The sequence below is a fragment of the Pseudomonas sp. PMCC200344 genome, from assembly GCF_030053095.1.
GTDB classification, from domain to species: domain Bacteria; phylum Pseudomonadota; class Gammaproteobacteria; order Pseudomonadales; family Pseudomonadaceae; genus Aquipseudomonas; species Aquipseudomonas svalbardensis.
The window spans coordinates 3,940,062-3,953,298 of the sequence record NZ_CP125618.1 but is presented as its reverse complement, the minus strand read 5'-3'; the positions used below and the strand labels follow the sequence as shown (position 1 = coordinate 3,953,298).

Annotated in this window: 13 protein-coding genes; 6 read left to right on the top strand and 7 right to left on the bottom strand. The window is 57.3% G+C overall.

The genetic code is table 11. The annotated features are described in order from the left end of the window. Nucleotides 1-59: 59 nt before the first annotated feature. From QFW87_RS18055 to QFW87_RS18035, 5 genes are all read left to right on the top strand, one after another. Nucleotides 60-1,928, top strand: coding sequence for an amidohydrolase (locus QFW87_RS18055; RefSeq protein WP_283188438.1), 1,869 nt, complete (start codon nucleotides 60-62; stop codon nucleotides 1,926-1,928). Between the two features lie 18 nt (nucleotides 1,929-1,946). Next, nucleotides 1,947-3,689: an amidohydrolase gene (locus QFW87_RS18050; RefSeq protein ID WP_283188437.1), complete on the top strand. Its 1,743-nt coding sequence runs from the start codon at nucleotides 1,947-1,949 to the stop codon at nucleotides 3,687-3,689. Nucleotides 3,690-3,800: 111 nt separating this feature from the next. Beyond that, nucleotides 3,801-4,541, top strand: a complete 741-nt coding sequence (locus QFW87_RS18045; RefSeq protein WP_283188436.1) for a TorF family putative porin — start codon at nucleotides 3,801-3,803, stop codon at nucleotides 4,539-4,541. A 50-nt stretch (nucleotides 4,542-4,591) separates the two neighbouring features. Next, entirely contained in the window at nucleotides 4,592-5,995 is a 1,404-nt protein-coding gene (locus QFW87_RS18040) for a cytosine permease (protein WP_283188435.1), read from the top strand. A gap of 153 nt (nucleotides 5,996-6,148) precedes the next feature. Then, nucleotides 6,149-6,607: a GNAT family N-acetyltransferase gene (locus QFW87_RS18035; RefSeq protein ID WP_283188434.1), complete on the top strand. Its 459-nt coding sequence runs from the start codon at nucleotides 6,149-6,151 to the stop codon at nucleotides 6,605-6,607. Nucleotides 6,608-6,622: 15 nt separating this feature from the next. On the opposite strand, the gene QFW87_RS18030 is transcribed toward QFW87_RS18035, so the two are convergent. The 7 genes from QFW87_RS18030 to QFW87_RS18000 all read right to left on the bottom strand — a co-directional run bounded on the left by QFW87_RS18030 (nucleotide 6,623) and on the right by QFW87_RS18000 (nucleotide 12,314). Then, nucleotides 6,623-7,483: a phosphotransferase gene (locus QFW87_RS18030; RefSeq protein WP_283188433.1), complete on the bottom strand. Its 861-nt coding sequence runs from the start codon at nucleotides 7,481-7,483 to the stop codon at nucleotides 6,623-6,625. A gap of 391 nt (nucleotides 7,484-7,874) precedes the next feature. Next, nucleotides 7,875-9,170, bottom strand: coding sequence for a cardiolipin synthase (cls, locus tag QFW87_RS18025; RefSeq protein ID WP_283188432.1), 1,296 nt, complete (start codon nucleotides 9,168-9,170; stop codon nucleotides 7,875-7,877). A gap of 193 nt (nucleotides 9,171-9,363) precedes the next feature. Continuing rightward, nucleotides 9,364-9,924, bottom strand: coding sequence for a lipid-binding SYLF domain-containing protein (locus QFW87_RS18020; protein WP_283180811.1), 561 nt, complete (start codon nucleotides 9,922-9,924; stop codon nucleotides 9,364-9,366). 272 nt (nucleotides 9,925-10,196) lie between these two features. Continuing rightward, nucleotides 10,197-10,748: a hypothetical protein gene (locus QFW87_RS18015; RefSeq protein WP_283188431.1), complete on the bottom strand. Its 552-nt coding sequence runs from the start codon at nucleotides 10,746-10,748 to the stop codon at nucleotides 10,197-10,199. Between the two features lie 72 nt (nucleotides 10,749-10,820). Next, nucleotides 10,821-11,483, bottom strand: coding sequence for a hypothetical protein (locus QFW87_RS18010; protein WP_283188430.1), 663 nt, complete (start codon nucleotides 11,481-11,483; stop codon nucleotides 10,821-10,823). A 53-nt stretch (nucleotides 11,484-11,536) separates the two neighbouring features. Continuing rightward, complete coding sequence (locus QFW87_RS18005; RefSeq protein WP_349294097.1) at nucleotides 11,537-11,893, bottom strand: hypothetical protein; 357 nt, start codon at nucleotides 11,891-11,893, stop codon at nucleotides 11,537-11,539. A 148-nt stretch (nucleotides 11,894-12,041) separates the two neighbouring features. Next, the gene (locus QFW87_RS18000; protein ID WP_283188429.1) at nucleotides 12,042-12,314 is read right to left on the bottom strand and encodes a hypothetical protein; all 273 of its coding nucleotides are present in this window, start codon (nucleotides 12,312-12,314) and stop codon (nucleotides 12,042-12,044) included. 453 nt (nucleotides 12,315-12,767) lie between these two features. On the opposite strand from QFW87_RS18000, the gene QFW87_RS17995 reads away from it, so the two are divergent. Further along, nucleotides 12,768-13,223 (top strand): hypothetical protein, encoded by a 456-nt coding sequence (locus QFW87_RS17995; RefSeq protein ID WP_283188428.1) that lies wholly within the window; start codon nucleotides 12,768-12,770, stop codon nucleotides 13,221-13,223. The last annotated feature ends 14 nt before the right edge of the window (nucleotides 13,224-13,237 follow it).

Genomic DNA, 13,237 nt, shown 5'->3' with positions numbered 1-13,237 from the left:
GGGGCTTGCGACCGTCCGTTCGGGCCACTTCAAAAACTATAAAAACAGAGGTGAGGCAGTTGAAATTTTCCAGGCTATTTATCGCCGTTGCCGCGACAACGGCATTTTCCTGCGTGGCGCTGGTGGGGTGTCAGACACACGCTTCGACAGGCGCCGACATGGTCATGCGCAACGGCTATGTCTACACCGTCGACGGCAAGAATTCCGTGCAGCAGGCGATCGCGGTCACGGGTGGGAAGATCGTTTATGTCGGCAGCGATGCAGGGGTTTCCTCTTACATCGGCACGCAGACACAGCTGATCGATCTGGCGGGTCGCATGGTGATGCCGGGCTTCATTGATGCGCACATGCATCCGGGGGACGGAGGCCGCGCCATGACCTTGTGCGACCTGAAATACCAGACGATGACCCGCAAGGTTTTCCAGGAAACCATTCAGGCGTGCCTAGATGCCGACAAGGACAAAGGCCCCGATGTCTGGCTCGAAGTGGGCAGCTGGGACCGTATTGGCATGACCGGACTCGACGGCGACCCCGACAAATCGACACTGGACGCGCTCAAGACCAACCGTCCAATTCAAGTCCGTTCCACCGACTTTCATACAGTGCTGACCAACTCTCGTGGCCTGGCGGTCGCCGGCATCAACAAGCACACGGCCAATCCCGGTGATGGCAAGTACATGCGCGACAGCGCCGGCAACCCGAACGGCATCTGCGAAGACGGAGCCGCCGAAGCCATGGCCGCCGTGGTGCCGCCCGCCACCGACGCAGAGAAACTCAATCAGACCCGCGCGGCGCTCGACGCCATGCGCCAGCAAGGCATCACCAGTTTCTTCGATGCCTTGTCGGGGCCGGAAAATGGCAAAGCGTTTACCACCCTGCAGCAGTCGGGTGAGCTGACGGCCCGGGCCTTGTTGGCGATCAAACTCGACCCTGCGGCTGCCACGGCAGACCCGGCGAAGACCATCGCCGACGCCAAGGCGCTGGCTGATACCTACGACCAGGGCGAAGCAAAAGTAGCGCCGGGCGTGAGCATGCGCCACGTCAAATTGTTCATGGACGGCATCATCAACGCGCCGGCGGACACGGGTGCAATGTTGACGCCGTACTTGCGCAATGCCGGCACCGATACAGCGCCGAAGTGGACACCCGGCAAGAACACCGGTGAGCTGTACTTCCCGCCGCAAGTGCTTAATCCGCTGTTGCTGAAGGCCGTTCAGGCCGGCCTCGATCCGCACCTTCACGCCACCGGAGACCGCGCGGTGCGTGACTCGCTGAACGGCATCGAATACGTGCGCCAGCAACTGCCTGGCAATGGCTTCCGCCCGGCCATTACTCACAACGAGTCGGTGGACCCTGCCGACTATTCCCGCTTCAAGGCGCTCGACGTGACCGCCAATATGTCCTTCCAGTGGGCCCAGCAGGCACCCTCTACGGTTGACGGCACCAACGAGCATCTGGGGGCGGCGCGATTTGCCCGCATGGAACCCTCCGGCAGCATCGCTCGTGCCGGCGGCCGTGTGGCGTATGGCAGCGACTGGCCCGTCGACCCGCTCGACGAATTCCTGGCGCTGAAAATCGGTGTCACCCGCTCAGGTGATCCGCTGAACCCGCACAGCTACGGCCCCAAGTATGCGGGCAGGCTGAATGCCGACCCGGCGCTATCGCGCACTGAAGTGCTGCGCACCATCACCATGAACGCTGCCGAGCAACTGAAACTGGACGCTGTTGTCGGTTCGGTCGAGGTCGGCAAGTTCGCCGATTTGATCGTACTGGACAGGAACTTCATGCAGGTCCCCGAGGAGGAGTTGGCTCGAAATAACGTGCTGCTGACGGTCGTGGGCGGCCAGGTCGTGTGGGCCAAGGCGCCGTTCGTTGGCCTTGATCCGAAGGCGTTGTCCCAGGCATCAGCCGCCCGCCCAGCCCAATAAAAACAAGAGAGTGTTCCGATGCAGCGATTTATTCCAAACCTGTTGGCCGCAGCCCTGGCCTTTTCTTCGGTGCAAGCCATGGCCGCCGCTGACCTTGTGTTGTTCAACGGCAAGGTCTTCACCGCCGAACCCGGTCAGGGACTGGTCCAGGCAGTGGCCGTGCAAGACGGCAAGATTCTCAAAGTGGGCAGTAATGCCGAGATCAACGCCTTGGCCGACACCCGCACGCAACGGATCGATCTGGCGGGCAAGGTGCTGATGCCAGGAATGATTGATACCCACAGTCACCCGGTGGTTGCGGCCTTCGACAGCATGGGGGCCAACCTGCTGGATGAAGTCAAGCCGTTGCCGGAGCTTGAACAGTGGATTATTGAACAGGATCAGGCGGGCATTGCACGGGCCGGTGACGTGATCAGCATCGCCGGGGTCAGTTCGGCCTATTGGGACAAAAGCCGTGAACTGGGCCAGCGCTTCAATCAGGGGCGCTGGGCGGACCAACCGGTGGTCCTCAGCGGGATCGACGGGCACACCGGCTGGGCCAACAACGCCATGCTCAAGCGCCTGAAGATCGACGCGACACTGGTAAAAGGCCTGTCGGAACAGGACCGCAGCTTTGTGGGTCACGATGCGGATTTCATTCCCAATGGCTATTTTGCCGAGTCGCGCTGGGACCAGGTGCGCAGCCAGATCCCCGCGCCTAGCGACGAGATCAAGTTGAAAGCCGCCCGCGAGGCGGTGAAGGTCAACAATCAATACGGCGTCACCGCCTGGATGGACGCGGCGGCGAATGCCGGCAGTGGCGATTCGTTGTTCGATTTCAAGGCAACCGAGCAGAGTTACGGCGTTTTGCCGCTTTACCGCGAACTGGCAGAGAAGGGCGAACTTAGCGCCCACGTTGCTGCTCTGTTGCTGGCCAATCCAAAAAGCCGACCGGCCGACCTGGAGGTGCTGGCCAAGGTGATGAAGAAATTCGAGGGTGTGCCCAACCTGAGTTTTCCTGGCATCAAGGTATTCGCCGATGGCGTTCTGGAGTTTCCGGGGCAGACCGCCGCGGTGACTGTTCCCTTCAAGAACAGCCATAAAAACGGTCAACTGCTGATCGACCCCGCGCACTTCGGTGAGTTGGTCGTGGCAGCGGAGAAGCGCGACTGGATTGTGCACATGCATGCGGTCGGCGACCGTGCGGTGCGTGAATCACTCAATGGTTTTGCCTACGCGCGCAAACTCAACCCGACACCGGTGGCCCATAGCATCAGCCACCTGCAACTGGTCAACCCGAAAGAGTTTCCGCGCTTCAAGCAACTTGGCGTGATCGCTTCCATGCAATTGCTGTGGGCCACTGGTGAGAGTTACACCGTGGAGTTGGTCAAACCGTATATCAGCGCGTTTGCTTACGGTTATCAGTATCCCGCCAGGTCCCTGCATAACGCTGGTGCGGTCATCGCCGGTGGCAGTGACTGGCCGGTGTCCAGCCCCAATCCGTGGAATGCCATCGCTCAGGCCAGCACGCGCAAAGGGCCGCTGGGCGTGTTGAATGCCAAGGAAAGCATCGATCGTCAGACCATGTTCTACGCCTACACGCTCAATGCCGCCAAGGCCCTGCGCCTGGAGCAGCAGATTGGTTCGCTGACACCCGGCAAACAGGCCGATCTGATCATCCTCGACCGCGATGTGTTCAAGGTCAGCGACGAAGAACTGTTCGACACCAAGGTCCTGAAGACCTTCTTCGCCGGCAAAGAGGTGTACGCGCCCGCGTCCTGACCCTCCGTTCACCCGCACCACGCAAAAGACTGCCTGGCTCCTCGTATGACGAGGGGCTCGGCATCGCCATGCCTGAAATAACCCGTACCTCCATAAAAATAAGAGACTTGTATGAACGCACGCTCAGTATTGACCCTTGCCACTCTTGTATTGGCACCCCTGACCACCCAGGCACTGACACTCAACGATGACTTCAGCCTGGACATGACCCTGGGAGTCTTCAGCGATTACCGCACCCGTGGCATTTCGCAAACCCTGGGTGATCCGGCGGCCCAGGCCGGCGCCACGCTGGTGCACAGCAGCGGACTGTACGTTGGCGCCTGGACCTCGAATGTCGATTTCGGCGGCGTGTTCAAGACGCGGCAGGAACTCGAGTATTACGCGGGCTACTACTGGCAGGCGACCGAGGCCATCAGCCTCGATCTGGGGTACCTCAAGTACGACTATCCAAAGGAAGGCCAATTCAACCTGAGTGAGGTCTACGCCGTCCTTGACGTTTATGGCGTGAAGCTCGGCGCCAACTACTCAAACGATACGCCGAACTTCTTTGGCGAGGACCAGGACACCCTTTACACCTACCTCAGCTACAAAATCGAATTGCCGGCCGAAATCGGCCTGGACCTGCGCGTGGGTCGCAACGATGTCAAAGACCCGGCGTTCTGGTCCGCCAGCGGCGAAAGCCGTGATGCCTACACCGAGTGGGAAGCCAAGTTGAGCCGTGACTTCGTGGGCGTGACCTGGGGCCTTAGCTACATCGATACCGACCTGTCGAAAAGCGAATGCACGAGTTGGTACGGCTATGGTGATTTGTGCACGGCCACTGTGGTTGCCAGTGCCAGCAAGGCGTTCTAAGCGTTCGAGTCCACACCCTAAAAACAAGCGCCTCAAAGGAAAACAGCGTAATGACGAAGGTCAGCGATAGTCAGCAGCGAAGTCCCCTGATCGAGACACGTTCGATCGATTACATCCCCGAGGCCGAGCGGCATGGCAGCCTCTACAGCCAGTTCACCCTGTGGCTCGGCGCCAACCTGCAGATCACGGCGATCGTCACCGGCGCCCTGGCCGTGGTGCTGGGCGGCGATGTGTTCTGGTCGCTCTTCGGCTTGCTGATCGGCCAGGTGCTCGGCGGCGCAGTGGTTGCCCTGCACGCGGCGCAAGGGCCGAAGCTCGGGCTGCCGCAGATGATCTCCAGTCGTGTGCAGTTCGGGGTCTATGGGGCAGCCATCCCGATTGTCCTGGTGTGCCTGATGTACCTCGGTTTCAGCGCCACCGGCGCGGTGTTGTCGGGGCAGGCCATTGCTCAGTTGATCCATGTCAGCGACAGCGCCGGCATCCTGATTTTCGCCTCCTGCATCGCGTTCCTGACGATGTTCGGTTACCGGGTCATCCACTTGGTCGGCAAGGTGGCCAGCGTGCTGGGTATCATTGCCTTCGTCTATCTGTTTACCCGGTTGATGACCCTCAACGATATCGGTCTGCTGCTGGAAAATCGTCACTTTAGCTGGAGTACTTTCCTGCTGGCGGTGTCGTTGTCCGCGTCCTGGCAGATCGCCTTTGGCCCTTATGTGGCTGACTACTCACGCTACCTGCCGAGCAAGACCTCGTCCTGGAAAACGTTCGCTGCCGTCGGGCTTGGCACGGTGTTGGGCGCCCAGGCGTCCATGGTGCTGGGGGTGTTTGCAGCCGCGTTGGCCGGTGTGAACTTCCGCGGTCACGAGGTGGCGACCATCGTCGGGTTGGGCAGCACCGGTGTGATGGCGTCCCTGCTTTACCTGAGCGTGGTGTTCGGCAAGGTCACGGTGTCCACGCTCAATGCTTATGGCAGCTTTATGTGCGTGGCCACCATCATCAGTGGTTTCCGCAGTCGTCTGGAGATTTCCGCCCGGCAGCGCATGGTGTTTGTGTTGTTGATTGTCGCGGCGTCCACCACGCTCGCGCTGCTGGGCCAGTACTCGTTTCTCAACACCTTCAAGTACTTCATCCTGTTTTTGCTGACCTTCTTCACACCGTGGAGCGCGATCAACCTGGTGGATTACTACTTCATCAACAAAGAGCGCTATGACATCCCGGCGTTGTCCGACCCGGCGGGTCGTTATGGCCGCTGGAACATGCGCGGGATCAGCGTGTATGTCATCGGTGTATTGATCCAGTTGCCCTTCGTCGATACGCACTTTTACTCCGGGCCGATGGTCGCGCAGCTCGGCGGTGTCGATATTTCCTGGATCGTTGGTCTGGTGGTGCCTGGGATTCTTTATTACGGGCTGGCCAGGACGTCAATGCCGGTGGTGGCCCCTGCGCGGAACTGAAAGGCCTTAAGGAGGAAAGCGGAAATCTGGGTGAACCCAAAAAGATCGCAGCCTGCGGCAGCTCCTGTTTGTGGCGCTGCCGCAGGCTGCGATCTTTTGATCTACATTTCCCTTTTTCCGCTCATCACATCAATCCGCAAGGAGACGATCAACATGGACATCCAGGCCCTGCGCGCCGACGCATCCCACCTCGATAAAATCGCCAGCCTGTTCGACGCCTATCGAGGCTTCTATGGTCAGCCATCGAACCTGTCGCAGTCTCGCGACTTCATCGCCGAGCGCATTGCCCGGGACGAATCCGCGATCTTCTTCGCCCAGGCCCCCAGCGGCGAGGCGCTGGGTTTCGTCCAGCTGTTCCCGACGTTCTCCTCCATCGACGCTCAGCGCACCTGGCTGCTAGGCGACCTCTTCACAACACCCGCCGCCCGAGGGCAAGGGGTCGGCACGTTGCTGATGAACACTGCGCGTGCCTTCGCATTGTTGACCGGCGCCAAAGGCATGCTGCTGGAAACGGCCACGGACAATGTCGGCGCGCAACGGTTGTATGAATCCTTGGGTTATGTGCGCGATACGGGTTACTACACCTACTGCCTCGATTTGAAACAAGGCTGAGCCCACCTCTGCCGGTTACACCAACTCGTGCAGGAATGCAGCTTGGGCCTTGGGGCACGTGAGGATGCGGTAACGGGTGCTCCGGGAAACACCACGGTCCCGAAAGCGTTCATACACCGCCTGGAAAACTTCACGGTTCAATTGCGGGTGCTGATGCTTCAGGTAGCGTTCACAGCACTCGTTATAGTGTTCAACCGATATGAACTTGTTGAACCAGAAGCGATAGAAATAACCCAGCAGAAAACCCAGGCTGAAGTCGTGATCCAGCACCGAATGCGCGCAGCATTCGAAATCGATCAGGCGCAGCCTGCCATCGGGGCCAATCAGGATGTTCTTGGGGTGCGGGTCCATGTGCACAAACCCCTCGACCAGCGTCTGCCCAAACAGTTGGAAAATGTCCGACAGCAGCGTTTGCGCCTGTTCGGGCTGGGCGATCAGTCGTTCATCGACACTGCAATGGTTGTCGAAAAAACTGACCAGCAAATACTCTTCTTTGAGAAACGGAAAGCGCCCGACGTGGCCGAATGCAGCCACTCTGGGCGATGATTCCGACTTGGCGGACACAACGGACAGATTGATGAATTCGTTGGTCAGGTCATGCAGTCCGAAAACACGCTTGAGGCCCAGGAAATTCTGCAGCTGCTTTTTCCAGTGGGTCAGGCGGTTGTGTTTCAACACCCATTTGCGCTCACCTTCGAGCAGGAACACGCTGCGGGTTTCCTCGGGAATATCCAGCAACGCATGTTGATCCGGCTTGGCAAAAAAACGCTGAAGCACCGCCACCAGTTCGTTCTGATCAGATGGATCGAGATGGAAGGTGACGTCAGCAATCTTTTGCTGATTCAGAGGGGAAGTAAGGTGTCTGAGGTGACGCATGTAAAGTCCCTGCTAATGCTTTGCGGTCCATAAAACGCCGGCAATCGAGCGCGACGCTTTTTCGTTATCGGCAGGACGCTGCAGACCCTTACTCACAGGGTTGATTTTTTATCGCTGGGTTGGCCGCACCTACGCCGTCAAGCTCGACCAGGCTGTGCCTCGCGATGCGGGGTACAGCCTTGCCAATACGAGACGGTCTTCGATTCTATGCAAACCCGAGAAACGACAGGATAACCACGACAATCACAATTACCCCGACGATGTAGATGATGTTGTTCATGAATTCCACCTCTCAACCTGAATTGGATGGCGACGCGAGGGTGTACAAATACAAGGTAGTGCACCTTTGCTCCCACTTCCATCAAGCAGCACAGTTCCCGCGCCACTCGACTTATAGCCAGTATTCCCAGAGTCGCCCCATCTGCTCCTTGGCTCTCAAAGCGAGCGAGCGGCGCTGCCACTTTTCCAGCTTGATTTCGTTCGATTTGGCCAGATCAGCCATGAATGCCGCCTGCATCTTTTTTGCAAATCCGGTGCCCAGCACAACGACGTTGACTTCATCGTTGTGCAGGAAGCTGCGCCAGTCGAGGTTGGTGGAGCCGACACTCGACCACACGCCATCGATGACGGCAGTCTTGACGTGGAGTAGCGCGTCACGGCGTTCGTAAAGTTTGACGTTGGCCTCCAGCAGCTCGCTGTAGTAGGCGCGTCCGGCATGGAACACCAGCCACGAATCGGTGCTGCTGGGCAACACCAGCTTGACGTCGACGCCACGTGCTGCCGCCTCCTTGAGTGCCGCCAACAACTGCGGATCGGGCACAAAGTAGGCGTTAGTCAGCCATATCTCGGTCTGCGCGCTATGCAGCGCCGAAATCAACGTCGCATAGATCTGGCTGAACGGCTCATCTGGGGAGCTGCCGATGGCGCGAATCACCTCGGTACCTTTGCGCTCCAGCGGCGGAAAGTAGTGGCGAGGTGCGAGTGGTTCACCTTTCTGGGTCGTCCATGTTCCGATGAACAGCTTCTGCAAGTCCGCAACCACGGGCCCCTCAATGCGCAAGTCGGTATCGCGCCAGGGCAAATCACCCGTTGGGCGAGTCTTCGAGTGTGAGCTGAACGAGCCCCCCGAATAGACGCTGCTGATGTTGATCCCGCCGAGAAAGGCTATACGGCCGTCCACTATCAGCAGCTTTCGGTGGTCGCGCTGGTTCACGTCCCAGCCCGCTTTGGCCGTCACTGGATTGATAGGGTTGTACTCCAGCACTTTGATGCCCGCATCGGTCAATCGAGAGAAAAACGCTGAGGGTGTTCCAAGGGTTCCGACGCTGTCACGGATCAGATTGACCTGTACGCCTTTGTGTTGCTGAGCGATCAGTGCGGCGGCGAAACGCTGACCGACTTCATCATCGTCGAGGATGTAGGTCTCCATGTTGATGTGGTCGCGCGCAGCTTCAATGGCTTTGATCATCGACTGGTAGGTGGTGGGACCGTCCTGCAGCAAGTCGACCTTGTTTCCTTCCGTTAGCGGGCTACCGGAGATGGACTCTTCAATTGCGAGGTGCACATCGAAGATGTTGGTCTGTGCGCCGGTGGACTTGAGTCGGTCGAGAATGGCTTTGCTGCGCTCGGCTGACAGAGGTCCGTTTATCCCGTCGAGTTGCACCGGCGCAGAGGGCGCGTGAGCCATGTCCGGCACTATCCTCGGCAAAGCACTGGAGCCAATCACAAATGTCAGGAATACAGCCACGCATAGCACCAGAGCAATACATGCACCCTTACATCGGGTTAGAAGATTCATTAGGCCCCCTCTTGGTGAGGACGGTGATAGCGCTCTGTCCGGGCGTCTTGCGGACTACGCAAGGCGCCTTGATGGACGGTTTTCAGCGCTTGATCAGGGAAATCTTCGTGCCCTCGATACTGATCCCGGCCATTAACCCCTGCTGGTCGAAAATGAACGCGTAGGCATCGTCCTTCACTGTCGTGCTGGACAGATTCTTCGCCACCCCGTCATCAACCAATACAACGGTGGGTCCTACGCCGACTTCCCAACCCTTGGTCTCACGAACATAATTTACGGCTTTGTCGGTCATCAGGAACACTGCATAACCGTACGATTGGGCGCCTGCCTGCAGTCCCCAGGACCCGGTTACGGAGTTGTAATAATTCTCTACTTGCGAGCCTTTCATCAGCACGCCTTCGCCATAGCTGCCACCAAACACAAGGCCGGCCTTGATGATTTTCGGAAAGACCAGCACCGCTTTGGCATTCTGCGAAATGGTTTTGGCAGATGGGGTGGTCTTGTAAAGCGTTTGCAACGCTTGCCGGGAGTCGGCATTCAGGTCCTCGGCGGTTGCCGCACCTGCATTGTTCAGGAGGCTCGCTGATGCCAACGATGCTGTGGCGAGGAAGATCGAAAGGAAGAAGCGCATTGACTGAGTCATTTTCGTACTCCGGTAAGGGAGCAGGGGATGGGAGCAGCAGTCAGCACCTGCACCAGACAGGATCCGAACCTACTGAACGTTATCCGGCGCACCCTGATGTGTGTGAATTGCAAAGCTTCGCTCTTGAATGAAGCAGGCCCAAGGCCTTTGATCAGTCGCGATGCCGTCAGATGTTTGGACCACTGTGAAACGGCCGGGTTCGTCGTCAGAAGCTGCTTTTGGCCGATAGTTGCCCATGCTTCGGGATCTAAGGTCGACCGTCCACTCTTGGATCACGCACTACCCATTTCCTCGTACGAAGCATTGACGACCGTGATGCGCTCATCCCAAGCAGTTTCAGCGACATCGCGGATAATTTCCGCTAGCGTCTCAACATCCACACCCTCGGCCCTGATGCAGGCCAAGCGTCCGAGCGACCAATCGATAACGGTGCACTGTGGGTACTTCCCTAGCAGTACGGACAGGGCTTCCTGAGGTGGCTCTTTGCGGGTGTACATGAAGTCAAAGTACGGGGCACTGGCATCCTGAAGCGAGTACACCAGAGCCCAAGCATTTGATGGCCCGGGAAACCACATGGTGACGTTACGATGCGCCCATTCTGGCCCACCGTTTTTGATGCGGCGAAGTACTTCGATGATCGAATTACAACCGAGTGTTCGGATCATGCGATCAGAATCAAACGTCCAGTCAGGCTCAGGCTGGGAGGCTGCTTTACTGGCAAGAAGTGGAGTCATGCTTGCTTTTCTCTTCATCGCATTACCTTGAGTTCGAACGTCCGCTTCAGGCTGATTGCCGTCTGTGGCGAAGGGCAGCGATCGACCCATTGCGGTCATTCATGGCAGTCAATTATTGGCCAAAACTTGCCCATTTTTAGGTTCCGAACACAAGATAGACAATTAGCGCATCCCGGCACGAAGAGCTTCGAACTCGATGGGGTTTGGATGGTGCAGCCTGGCAGCTAACGCTTCCTCTTCTTCTTGAGAAATGAATGCTTTGACAGTTTTCGGGATACTTCTTGGCCCAGCCTTGTAGCTCTTGTCAACGCATTGCCGGCTGAACAAATCCTTAAGTACCTCATAGTCTGAGGGTAGTAGCGCCGCCTGGATCAATGCCACTTCACTTATCAATGCTGCACTGAAATCCGCTTGAGGCGATAGCCAGGACAGATTTGTTGCAATGCGCACGTATTCCCTGGCCACGAATGACGAGATATCTGCATGGGCGAGTGAAGATGGCTGTGCAAAATGAACTATCCGTGCAATCCCCGAAGCGCCGTTTTCCAAACGTACCACGCAGCAAGGCTCTCCACCGCCAGTAGTCGCAAAGGGAAGAAAGGTTCGACCTTGTTGATCATTTGGATTGAGCCACTCATTGATTTCTCGCTCGGCCTCCTCGGCATCAAGCCATAGAAAATCTTCAAGGCTACTTAGTGCTGCCGTTGCTGGAAGCGTATGTGCTATCCCCATGAGCGTCGCGAGGCGTTCTGGAAACTCAATGTCAATACTGCGTGCAAGCTTTTGAAAGGCGTCTACAACAGTAACGTCTTGTCTGTAATTCAAAGCGACAGGCTCTCCATATCAGATTGCAGGAATTAAATGGGGGCAGATCAATTTTACTGCGTACGTTTTATGGCACTGGCGAGCGCTGTGGCTTCGTTGCATAAAGCATCAAATTTTTTGTTCAGCTCGACATGCCCGGGCTTCCAGGCCCAAACACCATCGACGCAGTGTTGCCCAAGGATCAGGTCATTGAGCGAACCCATTCCGCCAAAAGCTGACAGAAAGTACTCAACCCCGTAGTAATCAGAGCTCATCAAATGTGCGTTGGCCTTGCGCATCCACTGGCTCCAGTGAGTGGCGCCATCGCTTTCAAGCACGGTGGCGAGCTGATCCAGGACGTCGATCAATTGTTCAGTCATTTGTCCCATTTTGAGTTCATCCAAACTGTGGAACGATGGATTTTCGGTCATTGAGCAGTTGACCGTGCGATAACCTCCGCTTCAGCCATTTGCGCACACAATCCTTGATTTCGCTCGGAGCTGGCAAGTCCGATGGAGGCTGGCGCACCTCCTTGTTTGCGGACACAAAAACGGGCGCCGTCATGGCGCCCGTTTTCGTTTATTCCGCTGCTTGAGCCCGCAAGCGCCGGCCGATCACATCCATCAAGTCGCAGTCATCGCGTAACGGGATGGCCAGTAGTTTGGAAAAGTCCGAAAGCACTACCGTGTCGCAACCGAGTTCGGCGCGGTAGGCGATGTTTTCCAGCACCTGCGTGACCGTGCGGATGCGGTAATCGGCCATGGCTTGCAGGACGTCGAGTGGGGCTTGGGTGTCGATGAGCAGGGAAGCCGGGGTCAGGTCGATTCCGGTGAGGGGCATGTATCTTTCCATAGGGGAGATCTCATTCAGTTTGTTGAGACCGCCAACAGATCGTCGCCAAACGATAGGGTGGCAGTTGCGCGCAGGTTGGCGAACCGGGAATGAGTAACCGGCAGACCCGAAGGTCTCCCGCGCGCAACCGCCATAGTACAGCGGTTTTGCGGTTGCGACGACGCTTGCAAATGAGCAGACGGCCCTCGCACTCATATCTCGGGTCGCCAAACCCGAAATCGCCATTTTGGGCGACGAGATGGACTATAGGCCTCATCAGAACGGCGGGAAAGGTGAGGGATTCCGAGGTTTGTGTAGGAATTTTTATGGTGCTCCTAGGACCGTTACGCACCTTTTGTGACCCACTGCTATCGGTTAGAAGCGGCCTTACACAACTCCTTTTACCGCGACAATCCCCGCCGAGGGATCTTTTGAGGACATACAATCGAGCCTTCCCAGCGAAGGATGGTCTTCATGCGCGAAAAACCGTACGTCCTTATAAAGTTACCTGCGAACCTTATCGCTCGGATACATCTGCTCGACTCCATGGAAACAACCGTCCAGTCCCGCCACGAAAAGGGTCCCGTCGATCGAAAGGATCAAGCTGAAATCTATACCATTGTTAACGCACTCAAGCTTGGCCTGGGTCTGCCCATCCCCCTGTCAGCATGTGTCATCCATTCGGATAGACCAGATGTAGTGATCAAAAGCGCTATGACCAGTATAGGGATCGAGATCGTTGAAGCGGTATCCGAGACTACTGCTGCCATGGATTGTGAGAGAGCCAGACTTCCCAATGCTCCAGGATTTCATTGGGCCATGAAGCAGCTACCAGGTGAGAAACAGAAAACAGCTGGAGAGGTGCGTGAACTCGTGCTCAGTAATGACCCTGGCGACGGTTTTATCGGCAATGGCGCTACCGAGTGGTAAGCGTCCGCCGAAGT

Bases quoted from the DNA above. Each gene is read 5' to 3' on its own strand.
- QFW87_RS18045 (WP_283188436.1), top strand. From the start codon at position 3,801: ATGAACGCACGCTCAGTATTGACCCTTGCCACTCTTGTATTGGCACCC.
- QFW87_RS18035 (WP_283188434.1), top strand. From the start codon at position 6,149: ATGGACATCCAGGCCCTGCGCGCCGACGCATCCCACCTCGATAAAATC.
- QFW87_RS18005 (WP_349294097.1), bottom strand. From the start codon at position 11,893: ATGACCGAAAATCCATCGTTCCACAGTTTGGATGAACTCAAAATGGGA.
- QFW87_RS18020 (WP_283180811.1), bottom strand. From the start codon at position 9,924: ATGACTCAGTCAATGCGCTTCTTCCTTTCGATCTTCCTCGCCACAGCA.
- QFW87_RS18040 (WP_283188435.1), top strand. From the start codon at position 4,592: ATGACGAAGGTCAGCGATAGTCAGCAGCGAAGTCCCCTGATCGAGACA.
- QFW87_RS17995 (WP_283188428.1), top strand. From the start codon at position 12,768: ATGCGCGAAAAACCGTACGTCCTTATAAAGTTACCTGCGAACCTTATC.
- QFW87_RS18000 (WP_283188429.1), bottom strand. From the start codon at position 12,314: ATGGAAAGATACATGCCCCTCACCGGAATCGACCTGACCCCGGCTTCC.
- QFW87_RS18050 (WP_283188437.1), top strand. From the start codon at position 1,947: ATGCAGCGATTTATTCCAAACCTGTTGGCCGCAGCCCTGGCCTTTTCT.
- cls (WP_283188432.1), bottom strand. From the start codon at position 9,170: ATGGCTCACGCGCCCTCTGCGCCGGTGCAACTCGACGGGATAAACGGA.
- QFW87_RS18030 (WP_283188433.1), bottom strand. From the start codon at position 7,483: ATGCGTCACCTCAGACACCTTACTTCCCCTCTGAATCAGCAAAAGATT.
- QFW87_RS18015 (WP_283188431.1), bottom strand. From the start codon at position 10,748: ATGGGTCGATCGCTGCCCTTCGCCACAGACGGCAATCAGCCTGAAGCG.